General features: G+C 60.4%; 19 protein-coding genes. 13 read left to right on the top strand and 6 right to left on the bottom strand.

The features are described from left to right. The first annotated feature begins 4 nt into the window (after nt 1-4). Entirely contained in the window at nt 5-1,135 is a 1,131-nt protein-coding gene (locus ACILSO_RS10180) for a lactonase family protein (RefSeq protein WP_395737286.1), read from the top strand. Nucleotides 1,136-1,137: 2 nt separating this feature from the next. On the opposite strand, the gene ACILSO_RS10175 is transcribed toward ACILSO_RS10180, so the two are convergent. After that, nucleotides 1,138-3,861 (bottom strand): PQQ-binding-like beta-propeller repeat protein, encoded by a 2,724-nt coding sequence (locus ACILSO_RS10175; RefSeq protein WP_395737285.1) that lies wholly within the window; start codon nt 3,859-3,861, stop codon nt 1,138-1,140. A gap of 116 nt (nt 3,862-3,977) precedes the next feature. Between ACILSO_RS10175 and ACILSO_RS10170 the strand changes: the two genes are divergently transcribed. Then, nucleotides 3,978-5,414: a Gfo/Idh/MocA family protein gene (locus ACILSO_RS10170; RefSeq protein ID WP_395737284.1), complete on the top strand. Its 1,437-nt coding sequence runs from the start codon at nt 3,978-3,980 to the stop codon at nt 5,412-5,414. 2 nt (nt 5,415-5,416) lie between these two features. Here ACILSO_RS10170 and ACILSO_RS10165 read toward each other — a convergent pair whose 3' ends face one another. Then, a complete protein-coding gene (locus tag ACILSO_RS10165; RefSeq protein ID WP_395737283.1) occupies nt 5,417-7,318 on the bottom strand; it encodes an alpha/beta hydrolase family protein in 1,902 nt (633 codons plus the stop codon). A 79-nt stretch (nt 7,319-7,397) separates the two neighbouring features. Here ACILSO_RS10165 and ACILSO_RS10160 point away from each other — a divergent pair, with 79 nt between their 5' ends. The 5 genes from ACILSO_RS10160 to ACILSO_RS10140 are packed head-to-tail and all read left to right on the top strand — an operon-like array spanning nt 7,398 to nt 14,208. Then, on the top strand, nt 7,398-8,309 hold the full coding sequence (locus ACILSO_RS10160) for an aminotransferase class IV (RefSeq protein WP_395737282.1): 912 nt from the start codon (nt 7,398-7,400) through the stop codon (nt 8,307-8,309). 3 nt (nt 8,310-8,312) lie between these two features. Then, nucleotides 8,313-9,299, top strand: coding sequence for a galactose oxidase (locus ACILSO_RS10155; RefSeq protein ID WP_395737281.1), 987 nt, complete (start codon nt 8,313-8,315; stop codon nt 9,297-9,299). Between the two features lie 32 nt (nt 9,300-9,331). Then, complete coding sequence (locus ACILSO_RS10150) at nt 9,332-10,759, top strand: hypothetical protein (protein WP_395737280.1); 1,428 nt, start codon at nt 9,332-9,334, stop codon at nt 10,757-10,759. Between the two features lie 9 nt (nt 10,760-10,768). Then, entirely contained in the window at nt 10,769-12,844 is a 2,076-nt protein-coding gene (locus ACILSO_RS10145) for a DUF1549 and DUF1553 domain-containing protein (protein WP_395737279.1), read from the top strand. After that, entirely contained in the window at nt 12,841-14,208 is a 1,368-nt protein-coding gene (locus tag ACILSO_RS10140) for a DUF1501 domain-containing protein (protein ID WP_395737278.1), read from the top strand. The genes ACILSO_RS10145 and ACILSO_RS10140 overlap by 4 nt, the downstream gene beginning before the upstream one ends. 12 nt (nt 14,209-14,220) lie before the next feature. Here the strand turns inward: ACILSO_RS10140 and ACILSO_RS10135 are convergent, their stop codons facing one another. After that, the gene (locus ACILSO_RS10135) at nt 14,221-14,580 is read right to left on the bottom strand and encodes a hypothetical protein (protein ID WP_395737277.1); all 360 of its coding nucleotides are present in this window, start codon (nt 14,578-14,580) and stop codon (nt 14,221-14,223) included. 97 nt (nt 14,581-14,677) lie between these two features. Here ACILSO_RS10135 and ACILSO_RS10130 point away from each other — a divergent pair, with 97 nt between their 5' ends. Both ACILSO_RS10130 and ACILSO_RS10125 read left to right on the top strand, forming a co-directional pair. Continuing rightward, nucleotides 14,678-15,616, top strand: coding sequence for a hypothetical protein (locus ACILSO_RS10130; protein ID WP_395737276.1), 939 nt, complete (start codon nt 14,678-14,680; stop codon nt 15,614-15,616). Beyond that, nucleotides 15,613-16,959 (top strand): hypothetical protein, encoded by a 1,347-nt coding sequence (locus ACILSO_RS10125; protein WP_395737275.1) that lies wholly within the window; start codon nt 15,613-15,615, stop codon nt 16,957-16,959. Before ACILSO_RS10130 ends, ACILSO_RS10125 begins: the two co-directional genes overlap by 4 nt. Nucleotides 16,960-17,066: 107 nt before the next feature. On the opposite strand, the gene ACILSO_RS10120 is transcribed toward ACILSO_RS10125, so the two are convergent. Beyond that, complete coding sequence (locus ACILSO_RS10120) at nt 17,067-17,771, bottom strand: DUF1080 domain-containing protein (protein ID WP_395737274.1); 705 nt, start codon at nt 17,769-17,771, stop codon at nt 17,067-17,069. Continuing rightward, a complete protein-coding gene (locus ACILSO_RS10115; RefSeq protein ID WP_395737273.1) occupies nt 17,768-19,213 on the bottom strand; it encodes an amidohydrolase family protein in 1,446 nt (481 codons plus the stop codon). The genes ACILSO_RS10120 and ACILSO_RS10115 overlap by 4 nt, the downstream gene beginning before the upstream one ends. 204 nt (nt 19,214-19,417) lie before the next feature. Here ACILSO_RS10115 and ACILSO_RS10110 point away from each other — a divergent pair, with 204 nt between their 5' ends. Next, the gene (locus ACILSO_RS10110) at nt 19,418-19,939 is read left to right on the top strand and encodes a 3D domain-containing protein (protein ID WP_395737272.1); all 522 of its coding nucleotides are present in this window, start codon (nt 19,418-19,420) and stop codon (nt 19,937-19,939) included. Between the two features lies 1 nt (nt 19,940). On the opposite strand, the gene ACILSO_RS10105 is transcribed toward ACILSO_RS10110, so the two are convergent. After that, entirely contained in the window at nt 19,941-21,317 is a 1,377-nt protein-coding gene (locus tag ACILSO_RS10105) for a DUF1501 domain-containing protein (RefSeq protein WP_395737271.1), read from the bottom strand. 162 nt (nt 21,318-21,479) lie between these two features. Here ACILSO_RS10105 and purM point away from each other — a divergent pair, with 162 nt between their 5' ends. The 3 genes from purM to ACILSO_RS10090 all read left to right on the top strand — a co-directional run bounded on the left by purM (nt 21,480) and on the right by ACILSO_RS10090 (nt 24,580). After that, complete coding sequence (purM, locus tag ACILSO_RS10100; RefSeq protein WP_395737270.1) at nt 21,480-22,484, top strand: phosphoribosylformylglycinamidine cyclo-ligase; 1,005 nt, start codon at nt 21,480-21,482, stop codon at nt 22,482-22,484. A gap of 35 nt (nt 22,485-22,519) precedes the next feature. Further along, complete coding sequence (locus ACILSO_RS10095) at nt 22,520-23,209, top strand: SGNH/GDSL hydrolase family protein (RefSeq protein ID WP_395737269.1); 690 nt, start codon at nt 22,520-22,522, stop codon at nt 23,207-23,209. Between the two features lie 102 nt (nt 23,210-23,311). After that, a complete protein-coding gene (locus ACILSO_RS10090; RefSeq protein WP_395737268.1) occupies nt 23,312-24,580 on the top strand; it encodes a hypothetical protein in 1,269 nt (422 codons plus the stop codon). Nucleotides 24,581-24,624: the final 44 nt, after the last annotated feature.

Genomic DNA, 24,624 nt, shown 5'->3' with positions numbered 1-24,624 from the left:
GATCATGCGCCATTCCACGTCATTTCTTCTCACCGCTCTTTGCACGGGCTCCCTGGCGCTCTTCGGTGCCGAGCCTCGGGTATTTGTCTCCGCTTTCGCATCAGGAGACAAAGCTGGCATTCATGCTTTCGGTTTCGACCCAAAGACCGGAGCCTTGCAGCCGCTGCACCGCACCACGGACATTCAGAATCCGTTCTTCCTCGCATTCTCGCCCGATCAACGTTTCCTCTATGCGATCAATGCCGAGAAATTTGGTGGTGCGGACGATGAGTTCGTGGCGGCCTACGCTCTTGATCGCAACTCGGGTCAGCTGAAGCGCCTGAACCAGCAGTCGGCACGTGGAACGGCCTCGTGCTACCTCGATGTCGATGCCACGGGAAAGACGGTCGTGGTGGCGAACTATGCGTCTGGAAGTGTGGCGTCACTGCCTGTGAAGGAGGACGGTTCGCTGGGCGAGGCTGCGTCGTTCGTGCAGCACAGCGGTTCGGGGACCGACCCCGTGCGCCAAAAGGGACCGAATGCACACAGCATCGTCTTCAGTCCGGACAATCGCTTCGCCCTCGCTGCTGATCTGGGTATCGACAAAATCCTCGTTTATCAGCTCGATAAGGACACATCCAAACTGACGCCAAACGAGGCTCAGCCCTTCGTGAAGATGCAGCCCGCATCCGGCCCACGCCACATCACCTTCCATCCGAGTGGTAAGCATGTGTATGTGATCAACGAACTGGCAAACACGGTGACCTGTTTTGATTACGCCGCCGTCACCGGTACACTCACCGAGCGCCAGACCATTTCCACGCTTCCTGGTGATTTCACAGGCAAGAGCTATACGGCTGATTTGAAAATCACCCCCGATGGCAGCTTCCTCTACGGCACCAATCGCGGTCACGACAGCATCGCGTCGTATCGCATTGGTGCGGACGGCAAGCTCACACTCCTCTCCATCGACCCCAGCCTCGGCAAAGGACCACAAAATCTGCTCATCAGCCCAGATGGCAAGTGGCTGCTCTGCGCCAACATGCCTGGAAACAGTGTCATCGTGTTTCGCATCGATGCCACGAGCGGAAAGATCACCTCAACGGGCGCTCCCGTTGAGATGCCAATGCCTTCCTGCATTCGCTGGGTGAAGTAACCTCATTTCGTGGCAGAAGCCCGCACCTCCCACGCAGGCGGCAGTTCCTTGGATTCCGGCCCATACGTCTGCGATACGACAAAACCACTGGCCTGCGAAGTGTAGAAAATGCGCCCATTGCTCACCACGGCGCCGAGACACTCACGTGAATCGATCGCCGGGCCGGTGGAGACGAGTTTGCCCTCTTGCGAAAGGTCGATCATGTCCATGTTCGCTCCGAGCACATACGGTTCGCTCAGCGTGAACCGGCAGCAGGCGTAGTTTGTGAGGATGCTGTAGGCCACCTTGCCCGTATTGCGGTCAAAGATGTTTCCCTTGCCACGCAGCGCATTGGAGAAGATGAATTTTTCGCCCACGCTGACCACGTTCAGCGCCGAGGTGACCGCGTCAGATTTCCACACGAGTTTGCCCGTGTTCGCATCCAGGCACCAGACAAAGCGGTCTTCGGTGCCTGCGTTCGCCTTGTTGTAGCCGCCGAGGTAGAGCTTGCCATCCCGTGCGCTGAGCGTGCACTTGGCGGTCACGTAGTACTCATTGGTCTGCCAGAGTATTTTGCCGGACTTCGGATCAATGCAGACCGTCAGGCCGTTGTTGCCCACAGGCTGGCCGCGGCGCGCGCGCTGGTCGGCGTCGTAGCCGAAGAACACGGAGTAATAAAGCTTGCCGTCGAGAATGCAGATGCCGCAATCGTTGCCGCCGCGGCCTTGATCAGAAAAATCTTTTTCCCAGACAACTTTGCCCGTGTCGAGATCCCAGGCCCACACGCGCGGGTGGTGGTTCGTCGGGTAATACGGATTGTCATTGGAATAAATGAAGCTCATCACGTCACGTCCATCATCGGCTTTGACGGGCGGTCCCCCAAAGGTCCATGGCTTCTCGCTGCCCTGCGGCGCGTAGTCGCCAGTGCCACTCGCGTAGATCGCGATTTTGCCGGCGACGACCGGCGGAAACTGCCGGCTCCAGCTTGGCGAGCCGGTGAAGGGAGCCTCCCACAACATCCTACCCGTCGTTGCATCCAGACAGCGAACGAAGGATTTAGTCATTCCTGCCTGAGGAACCAGGAGCTTGCCATCGATGTAGAGCGGGGACGTGAAGGATAGGTAAACATCCGGCCACCATTTCCGCCAAAGCAGCCGCCCGGTGTCCTGCTCACACGCGATGATCTGCCCCTCCGCGGTATGCGTGTAGAGACGCCCTCCTCCGCACACAGGCAGATGCTTCACCGTGCCTTCGAGGCGCCGCGCCCAGCGCATGCGCAGCGGTGGCGCGATGCCCTGGTTGTTCGAGTTCTGCCCCGCGAAGTTGCCGTAGTTCGTGTACCAATCATACGCGGTGGCCGCCAGCTTGCCGCTGAGCGGACTGCGAATTTTGGCGATGTCATCGCGATCACCCCGCAGATAGTCTGCATTTCCGGGCCCATAGACATAGACCCGCCCATCCTCGCTGGGCACATAGATCCGTCCATCGGCCACGGCAACCGGGGCTGAGATAGGCGCGGCAGATGCTCCGATGGAGCTGGCACGCGTAAGATGCTCAGCGATGGGCTCAATGTGCAGCGAGCCATTGAGATCGCCGACAACGACATGATTCTTGAGGATCACCGGCGGAGCGATGTATCCCCCCATCGTCAGCACTTCGCCCTTGTCTTCCTTGCTGTCCAGTCGGTGCCGCATGAGCCCGCGTCCACTTTCCGGACGCACCCGGTAAACATCCTTCCCACGCACAGCCACGGGCGCAAAGCTCAGCAGGCCGTCCATGCGGATGTTGGTGTCGGTTCCTGATACAAACTCGCCAGTTTTGAGCGTGTCACCTTCCAGGCGCATGATGTCCACGCGCCCCGCATTGTCACGGCGATGCCACTGCACATACACGTTGCCATCATCATCCGCACTCTGGCCAAAGGTCGCCGGAAACTCCTTTCCCGACCACTCAGGAATCTCGCCCGTGGCTTTCAGCTTTGGCGCAGCGCCGGTGTCTTCGATAAAAAGAGTGCGTCCTCCCGCGGGTATGACGACCGTGTTGCCCTTGATCAGACAGATGTCGCGCGAGCAAACGAAGTGATCCTTCCACGTCACCCGTCCGTCACTGGAGGTGGGTTTGGTGCCGGGTTTGAGTGTGGCGAGCATGCGCTTCTCACAAAATTTCGCCCACTCCTCGCCACTCCAGCGGTTGCCGTCGAAACCTACGACCTTCTTCACGAAATCCCACTGCCATTGTACTTCGCCCTTGTTTGTGATCGCATACACCTTGGCGCCTAGCGTGGCGAAATAAACTCGGTCTTTGCCGATGACGGGAGTGCTGAAAATCGGCTCGCCGCAGTCGATCTCTTTCACCACCGAGCCCGTCGCGAGATCCAGCACGTAATAAATGCCCGCCGTAGTCCCGAAGTGCAGGTGCTGGCCCACGATGGCCGGCGAGCTCACGTTGTTCACGTTTTGTTTCCCGCCTTTGCTTTGAAAATGCCACACCTCTTTGAGCGTGGCGGCATCAAAACAGGCCACATGGCCTGAGCCATCAACGACACACACTTTGCCACCCGCGACCACCGGCGAGGTGTAGATGCCATCGGTCATCGAAAGTCCGCCTTGGAGGCGTAGTTTATCCGCATCGATATCACGTTCCGCCGCGTTGCCGGAGTGCGCCGAGTTGAACATGAACTGCGGCCAGTCTTCGGCGGACGCATTCAGGGCAAAAACGAAAGTGGCGAGGGCAAAAAACCGATTCATGACCGGTGAATACGGAGGCTGCAGCTGGAACTCGCAGTGAGATCTCATCTTCGTGGGGGCAGATCATTTCAGGAAGCAGCAAGCCAGCTGCATTTTTTCCGTATGCCTCTCCCACGATGCACAATCTCACCCGCCGTCGCTTTTTCGAAGACTCCCTCATGGCCGCCGCAGCCGTGAGCCTGCCTGCACCTCTTTTTTCCGCAGATTCAAAACTGGTCAGTGCCAATGAAAAGATCACCGCAGCCATCATAGGCTGCGGCATTCGCGGCAAGGCCCATGCCAAAGAGTTGGTGAGAATTCCCGAATGCGATGTGGCCTATGTCTGCGATCCTGATCTGGACCGCGCGGACGAGGTGGCCGAAATCCTTGTGCAGGCCAAGCGCCCGATGCCGAAGAAGGAGCAGGACCTGCGGAAGGTGCTGGAGTACAAATCCGTGGACGTCGTCTTCATCGCATCGCCAAATCACTGGCACTCGCTTTCAGCCATCTGGGCCATGCAGGCAGGCAAGGATGTGTACGTGGAAAAGCCGGTCAGCCACAATGTCGTCGAAGGCCGCCGCATGGTTCAGGCGGCGCGCAAGCTGGGACGCATCTGCCAGGGCGGCACCCAAAACCGCGCCCGCGGCCCTCTGGCAGAAGCGGTGAAATACATGCGCGAAGGCAAGCTTGGTGAAGTGAAGTTCGCCAAAAGCATCATCTACGGCGGCCGCGGCTCCATCGGCGGACCTGCCGAGTGCGAGATGCCTCCGCGCTGTGACTACAATCTATGGGCCGGGCCTGCGGCCATGCCAAAACTGAATCGCCCCAAGTTCCACTACGACTGGCACTGGTTCTGGAACACCGGCAGCGGCGAGATCGGCAACAACAACGTGCACTCGCTCGACATCTGCCGCTGGGGCCTCGGCGTCTCCGGCCTGGGCCGCAGCGTGCTGAGCTACGGCGGTCGTCTCGGTTACACCGATGTCGCGGAAACACCAAACTCCCAGGTCGGCATCTTCGATTTCGGCGACAAAACAATCATCTCCGAAACGCGCGGCCTGAAATCCGCCCCCTTCCATCCCGCCATCAAGTCCATGTGGTTCTTCTACGGCGGCGAAGGCATCATCGCCGACACCAACCTCTATGACCCCAAGGGCAATCTCGTCCGCGCCTTCGAAGGAAAGTCCGAGAACCATTTCGCCAATTTCCTCAGCGCCGTGCGCAGCCGCAAGCAGGGCGATCTCAAGGCCGAGATCGAGGAAGGCCATCAAAGCAGCGCCCTCTGCCACATCGCCAACATCTCCTACCGCCTCGGCGCGCAGACCTCGGTCAACGACATCTCAAAAAGTCTCGCCGAAATCAAAGTCCATGACGACGTCCAGGAGACGCTCGAGCGCACCCGCCACTACCTCAGCGATGCCGGTGTCGATCTCGACAAGACCAAGCTCACCCTCGGCCAGCACCTCCGCGTCGATGGCGGCAAGGAATCCTTCCTCGACAACGCCGCTGCCAATGCGCTGCTCGGTCGAGAATACCGCGCGCCCTTCCTGCTGCCCAAAGAGTCTGAGATCTGACCTCAGTCCTGCTTTTGCGCCAGCGACTTCAACTGCGGCACATCAAAGGACTCCAGCAGTCCGAAGCAAAACATCTCCGGCTTGTCGGCGACGGTCCAGTTGTTGAGCAGGATGCCGTGCAGGCTTTCGATGTGTTCGGAAGGCAGCAGCTCGCCCACCTGCTTTGGCTCCATCGCCCGGGCTACGAGTGCCGCAAGGCTGCTGCGTGTGCCGATGGTTTGCACCGCAGCTTTGCTGCCAAACTGCTCAGCGCCCCACCGTGAGACCGCGGCGACCTGCCCTGCCTCAATGCCAAGAGCGCGATCACCCACAGTGGCCACCAGTAACGCATACAGGTAGGTGCGGCCACCCGCCGTCAGTTCACCAAAAGCAAACGGATCCATCGCCAGCACACGCTGGCCGGAGGCAAGCAAAGTCTCAATGTCCTTGGCAGCGCCTTTGCGTCCTTGGTCGGCAATGACGATCGTCGTCCCCTTCGCATCACCACGTGTGAGTTCAGCCACCGGCACCGTCCAGGTGTCGCTCAGGCGCAGCTTCCAAAACACAGCCTTCGTGCCATCCCGTGTCACCTCCCCGGCCTGCGTTGCGGCGGCGGTGAAGTCTTTATATTTCACGATCTCACCCAGCCTCTCACGAGTCGCCTTCGCGGGATCACGCGGTAGATCCTTCCCCGCTGCCAGAGCCAGTTGATGCACATCCAGATTGTCCGCGGGCAGCGGCACGTCGAGCTCCGCCTTCTCCTTCACCTCCTTCTCACAGGGGATTTCCGTTGGGTTGAAGCTCGCGTCATTGGCAAAGAAAGTGTCGCCGATCATGCGGTAAAAAGCCTGCCGGTTGTCGATCTCGTAATTGTGCGTGCCCGGATCAAAGTTCTCATGGGAGCGCAGGCGTTCGGTATGTCCGTGCAGCTTGAAAATGGGCATGGCCGCATCCAGCAGCGGCTGCAGCGCATGGTCAGACGCAAAGCAGCAGTTGTCCTTCGCATTAAAGGTCAGCAGCGCCGCGCGTCCTCCCAGCATCGCAGTGAGGTGCGTGTAATCCGCCACCGTGGCCAGATCATTCGGCGTCTGTTCCGAATCACCGAGATCCGTGGGGAACTGCGCGCGCGTGCGAAAGCTCGAGTAACCTGCCACGGGATTGCACAGCGTCACCCGTGGATCCAGCGAACTGATGATGATCGTCTGCCAGCCACCACCTGAGAGCCCGCTCACAGCCACGCGGGAAACGTCCGCCCCCGGCAGAGCCAGCAGGACGTCCAGCGCTCGAGACATGGCCAGATAAAATGGCGCGAGGCCGCTCACACCGCAAAGGTCAAGCTGGTTCATCCGGGTGTGCACAAAACCATCCGTGCGAAGCTGGCCCATCCCCAGCCATTCCACGTTCAGGCTCGCGATGCCGCGCTTCGCCAGGTTGATGCAGCGGATCTGCTTGTACGGCGCGGCCTTGCCGTTGCCATCATGTCCGTTCACCGCGAGGTAGACGGGCATCTTCGCCGCAGGCTTGTCCGGCTGATACAGCAGCGCAGGTATCCACAGGCCCGGCAGCGCTTCATAGCGCAGCTTCTTGATGTGGTATCCCTCTCCGCCCTCGATTGTGTCAAACCATTCGACTTTCGTCTTTGCATCGCGCCACTGCCGCGCCAGAGCACCTCGAAAAACAATCGTTTCCAGCACGTCGCGGCGCATCTGGCTCTCAATGGTCTGCCATTTCTCCAGGGTCGTCACCTCGGGCATGCGCGGCACCTTTGCCTCACAATAGTCCTGCACTTCGGCAATGAAAAGATTCGCCGGAAGAATGGGATGTTGAAGCAGGGCTTCGAGTCCAGTCGGTGCCGCTGGTGCCGGCTTTTCCGCCCACAGCGGCAGGCTCAGCGCTCCCAAAAGAAGAATGAAGGTCGGTTTCATCAGCCTCCAGTACGCCGCCATCCTCCAGCTTTGGTCGAGAAACAACGCATTCGGTCCGTATGAAGTCTGCGCTCATCCCATGACCGAACCTCTCGTCTATCTCAATTCCGGCTTCGTCCCCGCCTCGCAGGCAAAGCTGAACATCTACGATCTCGGCATCGTCCTCGGTGCCACGCTCACCGAGATGACGCGAACCTTTCGCCACCAGCCCTACCGCGCCGCGGACCACATCGCACGCTTGTACCGCTCGTTAAAATACTCGGGCATCACCGTGCCGCATTCGCCGGAGGAGATGCTCGCCATCACCAACGAACTCGCGGAGGCAAACAACCGCCTCATCGGCCCGCAGGAGGACCTCGGCATCGTGCACTTCATCACTCCAGGCGAAAACACCCTCTACGCAGGCAGCGCCGGCGCCGCAGGGCCTCTCACACCCACCATCTGCATTCACTCCTTCCCGCTGCGGTTCAGCATGTGGCGGCACCTGTTCACCGAAGGCACCCATGTCGTCACACCTTCGATCCGTCACATTCCTCCCCAGTGCGTTGAGCCTAAAATGAAAAACCGCAGCCGTCTGCACTGGTGGCTGGCGGACAAGCAGTCACAGGCCGTCGATCCCCGCGCGGTCACGCTGCTGCTCGATTTCGATGGCAACGTGACCGAATGTGCCGGCTCAAACTTCGTCATCGTGAAGGGGTTCACCATCATTTCACCCACCGCCCGAAACATCCTCTGGGGCATCAGCCTGCAAACGCTGAAGGAACTCGCGCCCCAGGTCGGCATGGAATTCGTCGAAAAGGATTTTCAGACCTACGACGTCGTCACCGCCGATGAAGCCTGGCTCGCCACCACCCCCTACTGCATGGCCCCTTGCACCAAGATCAACGGCACGCCCATCGCCGATGGCAAGCCCGGCCCATGGTTCAAAAAGATGATCGCCGCATGGAGCCAGCGCGTTGGCCTCGACATCGAAGCCCAGATCATGTCCTGAGTTATGAAGCACTTCCTTTCTCTGCTTGCTGGAATCATCAGTCTGAATGTCTGCGGTGCAGAGCCTGACTGGATTCTTGAATCCACCGCTCCCTGGCAGCCCCGCGACTCCCAGGCCGAGTGGGTCTTTAAAGATCAGCTCTGGATCGCCGGCGGCTGGTTTCAGTCCTTCGCGGATCCTCCACGCGATGTCTGGGCTTCTCCCACTGGCCGGGACTGGAAGCTCATCGCTCCCAATGCCCCCTGGCTGCACAGCGATCTCGCCATGAGCCTCACCTTCCGCGACCGCATGTGGATCATGGGCGGCTGGTACAAAGGCCGCCTCCCCGGCCATTCAGCCAGCAATCAAGTTTGGTCCTCCACGGACGGCGTTGCCTGGAATCAAGTCACCTCCGGCGCAAACTGGTCCCCACGCCTCGCGGCAGGGTTGGTGGAACATCGTGGCCGCTTGTGGCTGCTCGGCGGCATTGAAGACTACTACTTTGGCAACGACGCTAGCCTCAAAAACGATGTCTGGTCCTCCACCGATGGCAAAGAGTGGAAACTTGAAGCAGCACAGGCCGCCTGGTCTCCCCGCGCCTACCATCAGGCCGTCGTGTTGAATGACAAAATCTATATCCTCGGCGGCGGCAACTACGTCTCCAACTACCAGTCAAAAAACGACGTCTGGTCCTCGGCTGACGGCGTGAACTGGACCTGTGAAACAGAGTCCGCCCCCTGGGCCCCGCGCCTCTGGTTCAGCGCCGCAGTCTATCGCGGCCGCATCTGGATCCTCGGCGGCTGGTCCAAAGAAAAAGACAATCACGGCGACGTCTGGCACAGCGCCGATGGCAAAAACTGGCAGCGCCTGGAAACCAAGACCTGCTGGAAGTCGCGTCACGAACACTCCGCGCTCGTCTTTCAGGACAAGCTCTGGATCCTCGGCGGCCACGCCCGCCCGCTTTCCAGCGAGGTCTGGTCGCTCAGTATTCCTTCCGATTGGAAGCCGTGACAAAATCGCCGCACTTTCTCTGTATTGGTTCCATGCGCTCACTCTTTCTCGCCTTTCTCGCCGCAGTCTCGCTTCACGCCGCAGACACTCCCCCGGCCCCGCTTATGGCCGGAGCGGCCACCAGCAACATCACTCCGGAGCTCGGCAGCGAGGTGGTCGGCGGCTTCCTGCCGTTTCCGTGCACTCACATTCATGACGAGCTTCACGCCCGCTGCCTGGTGCTTGATGACGGCAAAACCAAGCTCGCCCTTGTGGTGTGCGATCTCCTTGGCATGCACCGCAGCCTTTGCGTGGCGGCCCGTGAGCTGGTCGAAAAAGAAACGGGCATCCCTGCGGCCAATGTTCTCATCTCCGGCACTCACACCCACTCGGCTGCCAACGCCATCGGCGGCCCCGTGCGCTTCTTCACCTCAGACCTGGAACTGACAGATTATCAAAAGTTCGTCGCTCGTCGCATCGCAGACGGCGTTCGCCGCGCACTCACCTTGCTGCGTCCCGCGGAGATCTCATTCGGCGCGGTCAGCATCCCGGAGCACGTGAACATACGCCGCTGGTTCCTTCAACCCGACAAGATGCCGCCCAATCCTTTCGGCAAGATCGACAAGGTCAAAATGAACCCCGGCGCGGGCAATCCCGCTCTCATCGAGCCTGCCGGAGAGCCGGACCCTGTTGTGTCCTTCATCGCCCTTCGGGAGCCTGCAGGCCGCATGATCTCTGTCTACTCCGCCTACTCCCTTCATTACGTCGGCGGAGTCAATGGCTCCGACATCTCCGCCGACTACTACGGCATGTACTGCGAGGCGCTCAAGCGCCTTCAAGCCGGCGGCAGCGATGATCCCCCCTTCGTCGCACTCATGGCCAACGGCACCAGCGGCGATGCCAACAACATCAATTTCCGCAAGCCCCAGCCGCGCAAAAAGCCCTATGAGCAGATGCGTTACGTGGCCGAAGACGTTGCCGCCAAGGTGAATGAAGCTCTTCAAAAAGTCACCTGGCAGAGCAGCGCCCCACTCGCAGCCCGTTATCGCGAGCTCCCCGTCTCCTGGCGCAAGATCGAACCCGAGCTCATCGCCTGGGCCAAAGATGTCGAGGCCAAAACCCCGCGCATCCAGGGCAAGGCGGATCTCCCTCTCGCCTACGCTGGCCGCGTGCAGCGCCTCGCTCAGGCCAGCCCGGAAACTAAAGCCGCCGTGCAGATCCTCCGTATTGGCGATATTTGCATCGGTACCACGCCCACGGAAACCTTTGCCGAAACCGGTGTCGAATTCCGCAAGCGCAGCCCCTTTGCCAAATCGTTCATGGTCGAGCTCGCGAATGGCTACTACGGCTACATGCCCACCCCGCGCCACTTTGAACTCGGCGGCTACGAAACCTGGCCCGGGACCAACAATCTCGAGCCACAGGCCTCCGTGAAAATGATGGACGCCTTGCTGGAGATGGCGGCGGAGCTCAAAAAATAAGGAGCCGCCATGCGCTTGTCCGCTTTGTTCTGTCTGCTCGCTGCGGGCTTCGCCCACGGTGCTGGCATGAGCATTGAGGAAGGGAAAAAGTGGTGGTCCTTGATCCCGCCTCAGGCCTCCGCGGAGACAAGCATCGATGCCCTTGTGGCCGCCAGGCGCTCCGTGCAGAACCTCTCTCCGAACGGAGAGGCCGACCCGCAGAGTCTCATCCGGCGTCTCTACCTGGACCTGACCGGCCTGCCGCCCGATCGCACCGATCTCACCGACTTTCCCGCGCTGGTGGATGAACTGCTCGCCAGCCCCCACTTCGGCGAGCGCTGGGGCCGCCACTGGCTGGATGCCGCCCGTTATGCCGACAGCAACGGCCGCGATCGAAATGTCATCTTCTACCATGCCTGGCGTTACCGCGATTACGTCATCGCCGCCTTCAACTCCGACAAACCCTACGATGTGTTTCTTCGCGAGCAGATCGCCGGAGATTTGATGCCTGCCAAGAATCAGGCGCAGCGGGATGAACGGCTTACCGCCACCGGTTTTCTCGCTTTGGGTGCAAAGTCCTATGAGGAGTCCAAGCCGGAGATTTTCCGCATGGATGTCATCGACGAGCAGATCGAGGCAATCAGCCGCAGCATGCTGGGCCTGTCGGTCGCCTGCGCCCGCTGCCATGATCACAAATTCGATCCCATTCCCACCGCAGACTATTACGCGCTGGCTGGCATCCTGCGCAGCACCCAGCCGCTCTACGGCTATGGACCGCGGGGCATCAAGGCCACCGCTTTCCATCACACGGAATGGCATGCGCTGGGAGAGGCTGCACAAGCTCTCGCGCCCGCCGCGCTGGAGTATTTTCGGCGGCTCGATGCCGGGACTCTGGCCATGCATGAAGCCCGCTCCTCGCGCTACGGCATCTCCAAGCGCATCCCGGAAATGAAGCGCCGCCTGGAGGCGCTGCGTGGAGCGGAGCGCGAGCAGCTTGCCGCCGAAATCGCCGGGATGGAAGCCAGGGTGGCAGAGTGGAACGTCAAGGTGTCGGCGCTGGAAAAGTCCGTCGAAGTCATGCAGGACGCCGCGCCGCCGCAGCCCGCCTGGGCCATGGGTGCCCGCGATCGCGAGAAAATCGAGAACTGCCGCATACATGTGCGTGGTGAAACCACAAACCTCGGCCCTTCTGTGCCCCGCGGCTTTCTCCAGGTCATTGCACTCAAAGATGCGCAGGTCCCTGCTGGTCGGCAAAGCGGCCGCATGGAGCTGGCGCAGTGGCTCACTCATCGCGGCAATCCTCTCACCGCTCGTGTGTTCGTAAACCGCGTCTGGCAGAAGCTCTTTGGGCGTGCCCTGGTCACCACGGTGGATGACTTCGGCGTGAATGGCGCGCCGCCCTCCCACCCCGAGTTGCTCGATTACCTCGCCGTTAGGTTCATGGACCGCGGCTGGTCGGTGAAATCGCTTATCAGGGAGATCGTGCTGTCCAAAGCCTATCGCATGAGCAGCGCCGCTTCATCAGAAGGACTCGCCCGCGACCCCGACAATATCTTCCTCTGGCGCATGAGTCCGCGCCTCGTTGAAGCAGAGGTTCTGCGCGACTCCATCCTCGCTCTGAGCGGCCAGCTTGATCCTTATCCCCCGCAGCAGCAGTTCTTGGATCAGTTTCATCCGCAAAAGAATGCCGAACTTTCCTCCTTCAAGCCATTCGTCACTCCTGCTGCCATGGTGGGCACGCATCGGAGCGTCTATCTGCCGGTGGTGCGCGGCAGTCTGCCGGAGGCCTTTGCCTTGTTTAATTTCGCCGCGCCCGAGCGCCCCGTGGCCCAGCGGGATGAAAGCATCCTGCCAGCCCAGTCTTTGTATCTCATGAACAATCCCTGGGTGATCGGGCAGGCGCGTCATGTGGCCCAGCGCCTCCTCACCGCTGCCAAAGACGATCCTGCGCGTATCATGCGGCTCTACGAGCTGGCCTTTGCGCGCCAGCCTTCACCCGAAGAAAAGCGGCGCATGCTCCATTTTGTCTCGAATGGCGACGAAGACACCTGGACCACGCTCTGCCAGACGGTCATCGCCTCGGCGGAGTTCCGCATCACCCCATGAATTCGCCTCTCCTTTCCCGTCGCGATTTCCTCCGCCGCAGCTCTGCAGGCTTCGGCTGGCTGGCCTTCTCCAGCATGGCGGCGGAAAGTGCTGCGCGAGAAGCCGCAGGGCCTCTCGCGGTGAAGTCCACGCACTTTCCACCCACGGCAAAGCGCGTCATCTTCCTCTGCATGCGCGGCGGTCCCTCGCAGATGGAAACTTTCGACCCCAAGCCCGAGCTCACCGCTAGGCATGGCCAGGCCGGCCGGGTCGCAAAAACAAAGCTCCTCGGCTCACGCTGGAAATTTTCGAAGCACGGCCAGAGCGGCATCGATGTGGTGGAACTCATGCCGGAAATCGCCCGGCACGCGGACAAGCTCTGCGTGCTGCGCGGCATGGCCACGGACAATGAAAATCACCCTCAGGCACTGGAGCAGCTTCACACCGGCAGCTTTCAGTTTGTGCGGCCATCCATGGGCGCCTGGGCCGTGCATGGCCTGGGCACTGAAAATGCCAGTCTGCCCGGCTTCATTTCCATCAATCCGCTCACCGCTCTCGGCGGCATCCGCTACTACTCCAGCGCCTTTCTGCCCGCCGCATGCTCCGCCACCATGCTGGGAAACATCAGCCAGCCCGGCGCGCCGCTCACACTCGGAGACATTAGCAATCCCCGCCTCACCAGCGCAGCCCAGCGCGGACAGCTGGACCTCCTCCAGGCGATGAATCGTGACCTCTTTACCAAAACCGCCGATCCGCGTGTCGAAGGCCTCATCGAATCCTACGAGCTCGCCTTTCGCATGCAGGGCGAGCTGCCGCGCGTCATGGATCTCAGCAGCGAGACCAAGGCCACGCTGCAGCTCTATGGCGCGGACAAACCTGCCACCGAATCCTTTGGCAAGCAGTGCCTTCTGGCCCGGCGCTTCGCCGAGGCTGGTGTTCGCTTCATCGAGATCACTCACACCGAGTGGGATCTGCATGGCTCCCTCTTCAGCGGCATGACGCGCAATTGCGCCCAGATCGACAAACCAATCGCCGGCCTGCTTCAGGATCTCGACCAGCGCGGCTTGCTCTCAGACACCCTCGTGCTCTGGGGCGGAGAATTCGGTCGCTCCCCTGACGACGCCTCGCTCGATGGTCGTGGCCACAACAACAAAGGCTACTCCATGTGGATGGCCGGAGGCGGTGTGAAAGCCGGCCACATTCATGGCGCCACCGACGAACTCGGCTACGCCGCCGTCGATGGCAGGGTCCACATCCACGATCTCCACGCCACCATGCTGCACCTCCTCGGACTCGATCACGAACGCCTCACCTATCGCCATGGCGGCCGTGATTTCCGTCTCACCGATGTGAAGGGCAGGGTGGTGAAAGAGATCCTCGCCTGAGATCTAGCCGTCTTAACTCTTTGGCTTCGGCAGATCCTTGATCAAACCGGGGCCGTAAAAAGTGTCGCTTCCGGCAGCTCCTCCGACCGCTCTGATCCAGTATTTTTCCGATTTGATGTGAAGATAGACTGAAAACGCTCCTTCACCAGGATTGGGCACCCGGTAAACTTCATATTCTGGCAACTCCGTTGGGGAGGGAACGTTCATTGTCCCGTCTTCAGCAAGACCTTGTGGGGACAAGATAGAGCCTGTTTTGTGATGAATCAAAATCCGGATCATTTCCTCGCTCGGCTTTTGATTCTTGGCGATGGACTGGCCGCCAAACAAAATCAAAACAGCCAGAGTCGTCAGGAATAGAAATGGCCTGTCCATAGATACTCTTATGCTGATTTCAGGTACGAGAGGCCGCAAGAGCAAACTTGCCCTGACAAGTCTGCTGACCGAGGGCGTATGGGATACCCTCATCTGCATGAAACACACCTTTGCCCATCTGCTGCTGTTTCTCATGCTGGCGGCCCCAGTGCTGTCGGCAGCGGAGATGCGTGGCATGTGGATTTACAAGACGGACGACATCGCTGCTTCCGCGGAGGCCTGCGACCACTTGTTCGACTTCTGTGAAAAGAGGCACATCACCGATCTCTTCTGGCAGGTGCATTTTGCCAAGCTTGATACCGGCGGCCGTGAATTGAAAAATGGAGCTCTTACCCGCGCCTTCATCCAGCGTGCCCACGCTCGCTCCCTCCGCATCCATGCGCTCTTTGGCGATCCCTCCCACGCCTTGAGGCCCAAGCACGCCATCGTGTTCGCCAGTGTGGACGGTATCCTTGCCTTCAATCGCGAGAGCCCGGCAGACGCTCACTTCGACGGCGTTCATCTCGACATCGAACCCCATGGCCTCCCGCAGTGGAAGAAAGCGGACATCCCTCAGAAGTGCGATCTGCTGAGCCAGTTTGTTGAGGTGAACCACAAAGCCGTCGCACGCACTCGCGCGGCAGATCCTTCGCTCGTCTATGGCGTGGACATCGTCTTCTGGCTGGACAAAACCACACCCGAGGGAAAGGCGGCCTATCCGGTCATTTATGAAGGCACCACCAAGGATGCCGCCAAGCACCTGCTCGACTGCGTCGATCACGTTGCCATCATGAGTTACCGGGACAACGCCGATGGGAAAAACGGCATCATCCCGCTGGTTTCCAAAACCATCGCCTATGCAGACACCACCAAGGCCAAGGTTTTCGTCGGTGCCAAGATGGCAAACATCGGTCCCAAGATGGAAGGCTTTTATGGTCAGACCGAAACGCAGATGATGGCCGCTCTCAAATTGGTTGATGAAACCTACCGGCCTCATCCCGGCTATGCGGGTCTGGCCTTCTTCATGTACGAAGCCTTCAAAAACATGCCGCCATGACACGCGTCCTCATCCTCCTGCTTGTATTGCATTCCACGCTCGTCTCTGCCGCGTGGCAGGCGGGCGTCGCCAAAGCAGACATCACTCCCACCGAGCCCGTTCCCCTCGCCGGCTACGGCGGCAAGACCCGCATGTCCCAGCGTGTCGAGCATCCCATCTGGCTCAAAGCCCTCGCGCTCAAGGATGACTCCGGCGCGACCTCCATCCTCGTCACCGCAGATCTCGTCGGATTGAGCGACAAAATGATCACGGTCATTGCCAAGGCCGCTTTGGGAAAACACGGCATCCCTCGCGAGCGCCTGATCCTCAACACCTCGCACAATCATTCCTGTCCCGTCACAGAAGACGTGCTTTGGCTCTACTACGAGTTCACCCCGGAAGAAGCTGCCGTGAAGGACCGCTACACCGCAAGCGTCTATGCAAAGTATCAAGAAGTCATCGGTGCTGCCATCGCCAATCTCGCTCCCGCAGATCTCGCATTCGAGCAGGGCCTCGCTGGTGTCGCCGTGAACCGTCGTCGCTCCCGCGGCCCGGAGAGCCGCGCCCTCGGCGGACAGGTGGATCAGGACGTGCCTGTCATCACCGTCAAATCCGGCAGTGATCTCAAGGCCATCGTCTTCGGTTATTCCTGCCACACCACTGCCCTTGGCGGCCTCAGCATCAATGGCGACTATGCCGGCTTCGCGCAGCTCGAACTGGAAAAATCATTCCCCGGCTCCATCGCCATGTTTGTGCAAAACTGCGGCGGAGACGCCAATCCTCTTCCTCGCATCCGCGGAAAAGACAAGGACGCCGAAGCCACCGACCTCGCGTGCATGTATGGGAACATTCTCGCCGAAGGCGTTCGCCAGGTCGTCGCCGGCAAAATGACTCCTCTCAATGGCCCCATCCACGCCGCCATGGGAGAGACAAAACTCCTGCTCCAGCCCGGCATTCCTCTCGAAGAACTCAAGCAACGCCTTCCCAATCTTACCGGCATGCCCAAGCGCGAATTCGAGCACTTCATCCGCCAGTACGAGACGCTTGGTTCACCGCCGGATGGTGTGAAGTATCCCATCCAAGTCTGGCGCTTTGGATCCGGCTTTCAGTTCATCGCCCTCACCGGAGAAACCGTCGTCGATTACTCCCTCAAGTTCAAAGCCGCCTACGGCTGGAACAGCACCTGGGTCTGCGGTTACAACAATGACCTTACCAGCTACATCCCCAGCCTCCGTGTCCTCAAAGAAGGCGGCTACGAAGGCATCACCGGCATGTTCGAATACGGCCACCGTGCGCCTTACACGGAGACTGTGGAAGAGCGCATCACGGCGAAGGTCGAAGAACTGATGAAGCAGGTACAGTAGCCATCTCGCTCCGCTAGATGAGCACAACGTTCCCGCAAACAAAAGGCACATGCGAAAGTCGCATCAGCCATCGTCAGCGCTCAGCTCATCTCAACGGAGCGAGATGGCTACTTTACTTCCGGCGCCGTCTGCTCCGGCGTCACCCGTCCGCCCGGAAGTTCCAGAATGCGGATGTTTCTAAAGTGAATCTCCGCCCCCTCCGACTCCAGGCAGAGATACCCCTTGCGCACCGTGGACTGGCTGATCCCGTTCACAAACTTCCCGTTGATCGAGAGCTTCACGGTCCCGTCCACGCACACCACATCGTACGTATTCCATTCGCCCTTGCCTTTGCACCTCATCTCCCAGGACATGCTGCGTCTGCCGCGCGGATTGTCCGGCACACCTTCCAGCCCGTTCGCGCCAAACAGTTCTCCTGAAACATAGCCAGGATGGTTCGGCTGGCCGTCCTTTCCCGGATGCAGCTTCGGCCACTCCAGTTCCAGCATCTGCACCTCCATGCCTTTGGGCAGTTCCTTGCCCGGCGCTGCCGTTCCTTCGCTCCACACAAACACACCCGAGTTCCCGCCTGCCTCCATGTGCATCCACTCAATGTGCAGCACAAAGTTCTCGTACTGCTTCTCGCTCCGCATCACGCCGATCGGTTTTCCTTTGCACACCAGCAGGCCGTCTTTCACGCTCCACGTCTCCGGGCTCGTGTTCACATCCACCCATCCCGTCAGATCTTTGCCATTGAAGAGATCACGCCACTGCGGCACTTCGTCAGCAAGCAGGGCTGTGCCAAAAAGAAAGCTTAGAAGGATGTGTTTCATGGAGTGGTTCTTACAGCGTGTCCAGGACGTGCTTCTTTCACAAGTTTGCCTTCTCGCACGACGGGCACGCCGTTCACGAGGACATAAGGAATGCCGAAGGAAGGAGTCGTTGGCTCCTCAAAGGTTGCACGATCGATCACTGTCGCCGGATCGAAAACCGTAATGTCCGCATCCGCTCCGAGGGCGATGCGGCCTTTGCCTTTCATCATCGGAACGTATCCCTCCAGTCGCTGCGCGGGCAGGATCGTCATTTTGGCCAGGGCTTCCATCAGCGGCAGCAGCTTTTTCTCGCGCGAGTAGTGCCCCAGCACCCGGGCGAACGTTCCCGCGCCGCGGGGATGGCCCTTGCCGTCAATGAAGGGCACGCCGTCGCTTGCGATCATCACGCCGGGATGTGCGATCGCCATCTCCACATTTTCATCCTTCATCATGTAGATGATCACCCAGCCGCCCTGCTTGCGGTAGCGCTCGAAACTCTCCTGCGTGAGCCTTTCTCCTGTCGCGGCCCAGGCGAGATCGCCGTAGTCGATCTTGAGATTGCTCTGCCATCCGGGATTGAACATCGCAGACTCCAGCACGGTGGATGCGGCGGTGTAGGGATACACTTCGGTGCTGATGTCCATGCCTGCGGCCTTGCTCGCATCGATGAGCTTTAATACTTCCCTCATGTCGCCGATGGCGCTGCTGCCCACATGCACGATGTGCAGCGCCGCGCCCGTCGTTTTTGCAGCGGCGATCGCCTCCTGGATTGCCGCGATCCCAAAGGCGCGCGTGTGCACAAACGCCGGCACCTTGCGCTTTGCTGCGATGCGAAACATGGCCTCGATTTCGCTCGGCGCCGCGGCAGGCGTGTAGTTGATGCCAAAGCCAATGCCCAGCGCGCCTTCATCGAGCCCACGGTTTATCGCCTCCTCCATGAGAATCAGCTCCTTGTCCGTCGCCGCCTTGTTCGCTCCATCAGGAGTCGCTCCGAGCCCCGCCACCCGCGCACGGTTCACCGCCCAGTGCCCGATCTCCATCCCAGGATGAAATGCAGCAAAGCGTGCGGCAATGTGGCCCACGGTGGCCCCGTAGTTCAGCGGCGCCGTGCCTTCCATGGAGCGGTACCACGCATCCACCGGATAAACCCCTGCTTCCAGGTCGAGCACCGTGGTGACACCGTCACAGGCTTTGATCTGCATGTCACTCGTCGTCTGCCCGTGCGCATGAATGTCGATGAATCCAGGCGCGACGACACAGCCCTTCACGTTCAGAGTTTCTCTTCCGGTCAGCGGTGTTTCAGAGATCGCGGCGATCTTGCCCCCACGAACGCCAATATGACGGACCGCGTCCATGCTTGTCGCCGGGTCCATCAAACGCCCGTTGTTCAGCACGAAGTCGTATTCTTCCGCCAGACAATGGCCAGCATGAATGAACAACAAAAGGAGTAAAGAGAACCGCATGAAGCTCAAACGGCATGCCTCATTGTTTTCTTCGTCACGGGCAAAGTCTCCCCAGAGGGATTTATGATGTCTATGGGTGGCATGGACGCTCCAAGCGGGCCAGTGCGGGCGAAGTTTGGTGTCTTAAAAAGTTCGAACGCTGCACCCTGATGCCTGTCTCAGTCTTCACCCCCGGGCGTGCAATGCATCGCCGCCCACCCCAAAATGACTAACCTCCGCTTGTTCCTGCTGGCCGCGCTTTGCGCGGGTTGTTGCTCCTCCTGCCAAAGTGTTTCCCAAGTCGCGCCTCGAAAGCTGGTGAGTGTGCGCTCCGGCAGCACTCTGAGCAATGTGAAGACCACCGCTTATACTCAAAGCGAAAGCGACCACATCGTTTACGGTGCCAAGAGCGCCGTCGGCAACACACTCAAGTTTGGCGCTGTGCGCAGCGCCGCCACCGACTGGTCCGTCTACCCTGTCGGCACTCAGTTCAAAATCGAGGGAGAACCCTATGTCTATCAGGTGGACGACTACGGCTCTGCTCTCGTCGGCACCAAGACCATCGATCTCTACCGCCCGTCCAAGGCATCCATGAATGAATGGGGCGCGCGCAATGTGAACATCAAGGTGCTCAAGTGGGGCTCCTTTGACCAAAGTCTCGCCATCATGAAGCCGCGTGAGGGCATCAAACCCCACATCCACCAGATGGTCAGTGCCATTGTGACAAACCGTCTTCCGGACTCCTGATTTAAATCAGTTCTGCCATCACCTTGCCGCCTTCCGGCACGATGGGGCGCGGACGTCCCTGCGGATCAATCCAGTTCGTGTTTTGTCCGATGCCGAGGTGATGAAACACCGTCGCGGCAAGATCGCCCGGCGCGACCCGCCGGGTTTCGATCTCCCCGCCGTGCTTGTCGGTGCTGCCAATGACCTGGCCGTGGCGCAGCCCGCCGCCTGCCATGACCATGGACATCACTCGCGGCCAGTGATCGCGCCCCGCATTCTTGTTGATCACCGGGCTGCGTCCAAATTCTCCCATCATGAGAATCAAGGTGCTGTCCAGCAGTCCACGGTCTTCGAGATCGGTGACGATGGCGTGCAACGTTCGGTCCACACTCGGCAGCAGCGGAGTGAGTCCTTTTTTGATCCCGCCCCATTTCACCTCATCGCCATGATGGTCAAAGTAGCCCCAGGCACCGCTGACGGTGACAAAGGTTGATCCCGCCTCGATGAGCCTGCGGGCGAGCAGGGCCTTCTCTCCCAGGCTGTCGCGGCCGTACCGGTCCCGCATCGCAGCAGGTTCTTCTTCCAGATTCAGCGCCCGCTGGGCGCTGCCTTCCATGAGCACCTCATAAGCTTGCTGTGTAAAATGGTCCGCCGATGCGATGGACTCATTCGCGCCGATGCCTCGCTTCCACTGGTCCATCTGCTCGGCGAGATCCCGGCGGGACCCCAGCCGCTCGATGCTGAGTCCTTCCACGAGCTTGAGCCGTCCAGACAAATCCTTGCCACTGACCGGATTGAAATCATTCCCCATGTGGCCCGCACCCCAGATGTCCGCAGGCAGTGAATCAGCCAGCGCCACATACCCCGGTATGCCTGGCGCATTCGCCCCGCGAAACTTCGCGGCAATCGAGCCCATGGACGGATACCCCCCGCCATCCCGCCCATCATTCGTGCGCCGCGCCAGGGGATTGCACGCCTGCATCGTGATGGGTGTGTGATCGCTCGCGCTGCAATCCACCGAGCGCACCAGCGTCAGCCGGTCCATGATCTTTGCCGTCAGCGGCAGGTGTTCGCACACATGGACGCCCGGTAACTTGGTCGGAATGTGCCCAAACGGCCCGCGAATCTCGCTGGGAGCCTCCGGCTTCGGATCCCACATGTCGATGTGGCTCGGTCCTCCGGAGAGCCAGAAAAGCACGACATTCGTCTTTCGCGCCGCCTGTCCGGCCGCTGTGGCCAGCGCCTTCTGCTGAAAGAGGGAGGGCACCGAAATACCCGCCAGCCCCGCGAGTCCCGTCTGCAAAAATCCCCGTCGGGTCGACCCGATGCGCAGCAGATCGCCGCCTGATGGACTGAAAGCCAGTGGAATGCTTGTCGGGTGGGAGACTGGAGTTTTCATGTACGCGAGGCCGGACGGCCAGAGAACCTACGTCACGGGATGGCCGGCCTTGCTTTGACCGGACAAATCCCTGGACCGGCGGAGGGGAGGGGGCTTTCGCCCGCCAAGTTTCCGTTTGAGCCCCACCCGCTTTCGGGCTAGGCAGCAGACCACCCTTTTCCCATGAGCAGCAGCCCCTCCGCACACACCTACAAACAAGCCGGCGTCGACATCCACGAAGCAGCATCGCTGGTCGATGACATCGGCGTGCTGGTGAAGCGCACCCAGCAGAAGCGGAAGCTCGCCAATCCCTTTGGCCTTTTCGCCGCCGCCTACGACCTCAGCGGCTACAAGCACCCCATCATTCTCACGGGCTGCGACGGCGTCGGCACCAAGATCGAGCTCCTGCTCAAGCACGACCAGCTTGAAGCCGCCGGCAAGGACCTCGTCGCCATGAATGTGAACGACGTCCTCACCACGGGGGCGGATCCCATCATGTTCCTCGACTACGTCGGCATCCCCAAGATCCAGAAGACGCAGATCACCCGCATCATCGCCGGCATGACCGAATACCTGGAGGCCTGCAATTGCATTCTCGCCGGCGGTGAGACGGCCGAAATGCCCGGTATGGTGCCCGAAGGCATGGTCGAGCTCAGCGGCTTCGCCATCGGTGCCTGCGAAAAAGAAGACCTCCTCGATCCCGGCACCATCGCTGCCGGCGACGTGCTTATCGGCTGGCCCAGCGCTGGCTTCCATGCCAATGGCTTCAGCCTCGTCCGCCGCATTATCGAGAAGGAAAATCTCCAGTTCAGCGAGGACGAAATGCGCACGCTGCTCCTGCCCACCCTCCTCTATCATGAGCAGCCCGCCGCCCTCAAGGCCGCTGGCATCCGCCCGAAGGCCATGGCCCACATCACCGGTGGGGGTCTCCCGGAAAACCTCGGCCGCATGTTCCTCAAGCGCGGTCTCGGCGCCAATCTCCGCATCCCCTTCTGGCAGAACGACGTCGTGCAGAAGGTCCTCCGCCACGCCGACCAGAAAGACGCCATCGACACCTTTAACATGGGCCTCGGCTGGGTCGCCATCGTCTCCGCGGCAGACGCCGACAAAGCCCTCACCTGCGGCAAGAACGCCAAAATCATTGGCGAAATGGACAACAGCGCCGAAGTCCGCGTCGAGATCGTCTGAAAGATTGAGCGCTTTAGGGCAGTGAAGGCAGTTCCATGAACCGCCTCTCCACTGCCCTTTCCCTCCTTCTTGTTTTAGGTCTGTCCAGCGCCTCCGCCCAGGAGCCCGCCAAAGCCAAGGCCAAGCGTCCTCCCAACCCGGCGATGGACCCGATCAAGGACGTCGCCGGCCTGCCGCGCGTCCTGCTCATCGGCGACTCCATCTCCATCGGCTACACCCTCCCCGTGCGGAAGCTCTTGGAGGGCAAGGCCAACGTCCATCGCATCCCCACCAACGGCGGCCCCACCAAGAACGGCGTGGCAAACATCGCCAAATGGCTCGGCAGCAGCAAGTGGGACGTCATCCACTTCAACTGGGGCATCCACGACCTCAAATACATGCCCGACGGCAAACGCCAGGTCGAGCCCGCCGATTACGAGGCCAATCTCCGCAGCCTCGTCGCCACCCTGAAAAAGACCGGCGCCAAACTCATCTGGGCCACCACCACCCCCATCCCCGATGGCGACCTCAATCCGCCACGCAAATTTGGCCAGGTGAAGGAATACAACGAAATCGCCGCCAAAGTGATGGCCGAAAACGGCGTCGCCATCGACGACCTGAACGCCCACATCACCCCCAAGCTCGCCACCCTGCAAAACCCCAAGGATGTGCATTACACCTCCGAAGGCAGCGAATACCTCGCCCAGCAGGTCGCCGCGGAGATCACCAAAGCTCTCGGCAAGTAAGGTTGAGCTGACAGGCCGGGGCGGTTACAAATCCCGCCTCGGATTGTGGCTGCCTCGCTGGCATTCGCGTGCATGGTGCAAAGCACCCAACCCGCCCCCGCCATGAATACCTCGTTCACGCGCCGCCTGTGCGTCACCCTGTTCGCCTTGCTGTTGGGCAGCTCCACGCTCCATGCGGTTGAGCCTCCTGTCCCCACCCCTGCGGAAAAGCTCAAAGAGTCCATGCTCCTGCCCGGTGTCAGCCTGTCCCAAGGCATCTCGGAAATCACCGGCGTCGCCATCAGCCCTCTCATGGGCGTCAGCGTCATGGGAGCTTGGACCTATTACAAAACCGAGCCGTCCCTCCGCCATCGACTGCCATGGTACTGCCACCCCGGCGTCTGGGGCACCGGACTGGCGCTCCTCTCGCTCTGCTTTCTCAAAGACTTCCTCGGCACCGCCGCGCCTCCCCTGGTCAAGAAGCCCCTCGATTTCCTCGAACTCTTCGAAAACAAACTCAGTGCGCTGGTTGCCAGCGTCGGCTTTGTACCCCTCGTCGCCCTCGCCATGGCCCACTTCAATCAGGATCCGCCGCTGCAGGCTGCTGCTGAACTGGCGGGCTCAGGTCTGGCCGTCATGCCCGTGGCCGGCATCATCGACTTCGGCGTCCACACACCCTGGATTTCCATTCCGGTCGCCCTCATCGCCTTCATCGTCGTCTGGCTCAGTTCTCACGCCATCAATGTGCTGATCGCCCTCTCTCCTTTCGGCATCGTCGATGCCGGACTCAAGCTCATCAAGCTCGGCCTCATGGCCCTCGTCGCCGGAGCCACCATCATCCACCCATACGCAGGCGCCGCCATCTCCCTCGTCCTTATCTTCATCGGCCTCCTGTTCGCCGGCTGGTCCTTCCGCCTCACTCTCTTCGGCACCCTCATGGGGCGCGATTTCCTCCTCAACAAACGCGCTGCCGCCTCCGACCTGGAAAGCGGCAGCGGCGTGAAAGGCTTCCTTGCCCGTCGCACCCAGGGCGTCCCCGTCCGCACGCTCGTCCGCCTGAAGCAGGATGCCTCAAGCCGCCCCGTCCTCACCTATCGCCCCTGGCTCATCCTTCCGGAGCGCAGCATCGTTCTTCCAGAGGCCGATCACGTCATCTGCAAAGGCGTCCTTCATCCCTCTCTCTCCCAGCGCCCTGCTGAAGCCCCCGCATCTCTTCGCAGCACCCTCATTCTCCTCCCACGCTATCGCAGGCTTGAGGAGCACATCGCCCGCCATTTTGGCTGTCAGCAGGTGGTGGACGGAGCGCTCCTCCGCGGCTTCAAGGCCATGCGCCAGTGGCTCGTGGACATGCTTTCCTCCGGCAGAAAACTCGTGGAAATGCACCCCGGTTGAGCCTGAGGAGGGTTGCGCCGGGCTGAATCCCGCCTATCTACGCG

The sequence above is a fragment of the Prosthecobacter sp. genome, from assembly GCF_044226605.1.
GTDB lineage: Bacteria > Verrucomicrobiota > Verrucomicrobiia > Verrucomicrobiales > Verrucomicrobiaceae > Prosthecobacter.
The sequence above is the reverse complement of the archived record's forward strand: the minus strand, read 5'-3'. Positions and strand labels throughout refer to the sequence as shown.

What these genes read in the sequence shown, in the direction of transcription:
- ACILSO_RS10180 (WP_395737286.1), top strand. Translation starts at nt 5, where the DNA reads ATGCGCCATTCCACGTCATTTCTTCTCACCGCTCTTTGCACGGGCTCC.
- ACILSO_RS10175 (WP_395737285.1), bottom strand. Translation starts at nt 3,861, where the DNA reads ATGAATCGGTTTTTTGCCCTCGCCACTTTCGTTTTTGCCCTGAATGCG.
- ACILSO_RS10170 (WP_395737284.1), top strand. Translation starts at nt 3,978, where the DNA reads ATGCACAATCTCACCCGCCGTCGCTTTTTCGAAGACTCCCTCATGGCC.
- ACILSO_RS10165 (WP_395737283.1), bottom strand. Translation starts at nt 7,318, where the DNA reads ATGAAACCGACCTTCATTCTTCTTTTGGGAGCGCTGAGCCTGCCGCTG.
- ACILSO_RS10160 (WP_395737282.1), top strand. Translation starts at nt 7,398, where the DNA reads ATGACCGAACCTCTCGTCTATCTCAATTCCGGCTTCGTCCCCGCCTCG.
- ACILSO_RS10155 (WP_395737281.1), top strand. Translation starts at nt 8,313, where the DNA reads ATGAAGCACTTCCTTTCTCTGCTTGCTGGAATCATCAGTCTGAATGTC.
- ACILSO_RS10150 (WP_395737280.1), top strand. Translation starts at nt 9,332, where the DNA reads ATGCGCTCACTCTTTCTCGCCTTTCTCGCCGCAGTCTCGCTTCACGCC.
- ACILSO_RS10145 (WP_395737279.1), top strand. Translation starts at nt 10,769, where the DNA reads ATGCGCTTGTCCGCTTTGTTCTGTCTGCTCGCTGCGGGCTTCGCCCAC.
- ACILSO_RS10140 (WP_395737278.1), top strand. Translation starts at nt 12,841, where the DNA reads ATGAATTCGCCTCTCCTTTCCCGTCGCGATTTCCTCCGCCGCAGCTCT.
- ACILSO_RS10135 (WP_395737277.1), bottom strand. Translation starts at nt 14,580, where the DNA reads ATGGACAGGCCATTTCTATTCCTGACGACTCTGGCTGTTTTGATTTTG.
- ACILSO_RS10130 (WP_395737276.1), top strand. Translation starts at nt 14,678, where the DNA reads ATGAAACACACCTTTGCCCATCTGCTGCTGTTTCTCATGCTGGCGGCC.
- ACILSO_RS10125 (WP_395737275.1), top strand. Translation starts at nt 15,613, where the DNA reads ATGACACGCGTCCTCATCCTCCTGCTTGTATTGCATTCCACGCTCGTC.
- ACILSO_RS10120 (WP_395737274.1), bottom strand. Translation starts at nt 17,771, where the DNA reads ATGAAACACATCCTTCTAAGCTTTCTTTTTGGCACAGCCCTGCTTGCT.
- ACILSO_RS10115 (WP_395737273.1), bottom strand. Translation starts at nt 19,213, where the DNA reads ATGCGGTTCTCTTTACTCCTTTTGTTGTTCATTCATGCTGGCCATTGT.
- ACILSO_RS10110 (WP_395737272.1), top strand. Translation starts at nt 19,418, where the DNA reads ATGACTAACCTCCGCTTGTTCCTGCTGGCCGCGCTTTGCGCGGGTTGT.
- ACILSO_RS10105 (WP_395737271.1), bottom strand. Translation starts at nt 21,317, where the DNA reads ATGAAAACTCCAGTCTCCCACCCGACAAGCATTCCACTGGCTTTCAGT.
- purM (WP_395737270.1), top strand. Translation starts at nt 21,480, where the DNA reads ATGAGCAGCAGCCCCTCCGCACACACCTACAAACAAGCCGGCGTCGAC.
- ACILSO_RS10095 (WP_395737269.1), top strand. Translation starts at nt 22,520, where the DNA reads ATGAACCGCCTCTCCACTGCCCTTTCCCTCCTTCTTGTTTTAGGTCTG.
- ACILSO_RS10090 (WP_395737268.1), top strand. Translation starts at nt 23,312, where the DNA reads ATGAATACCTCGTTCACGCGCCGCCTGTGCGTCACCCTGTTCGCCTTG.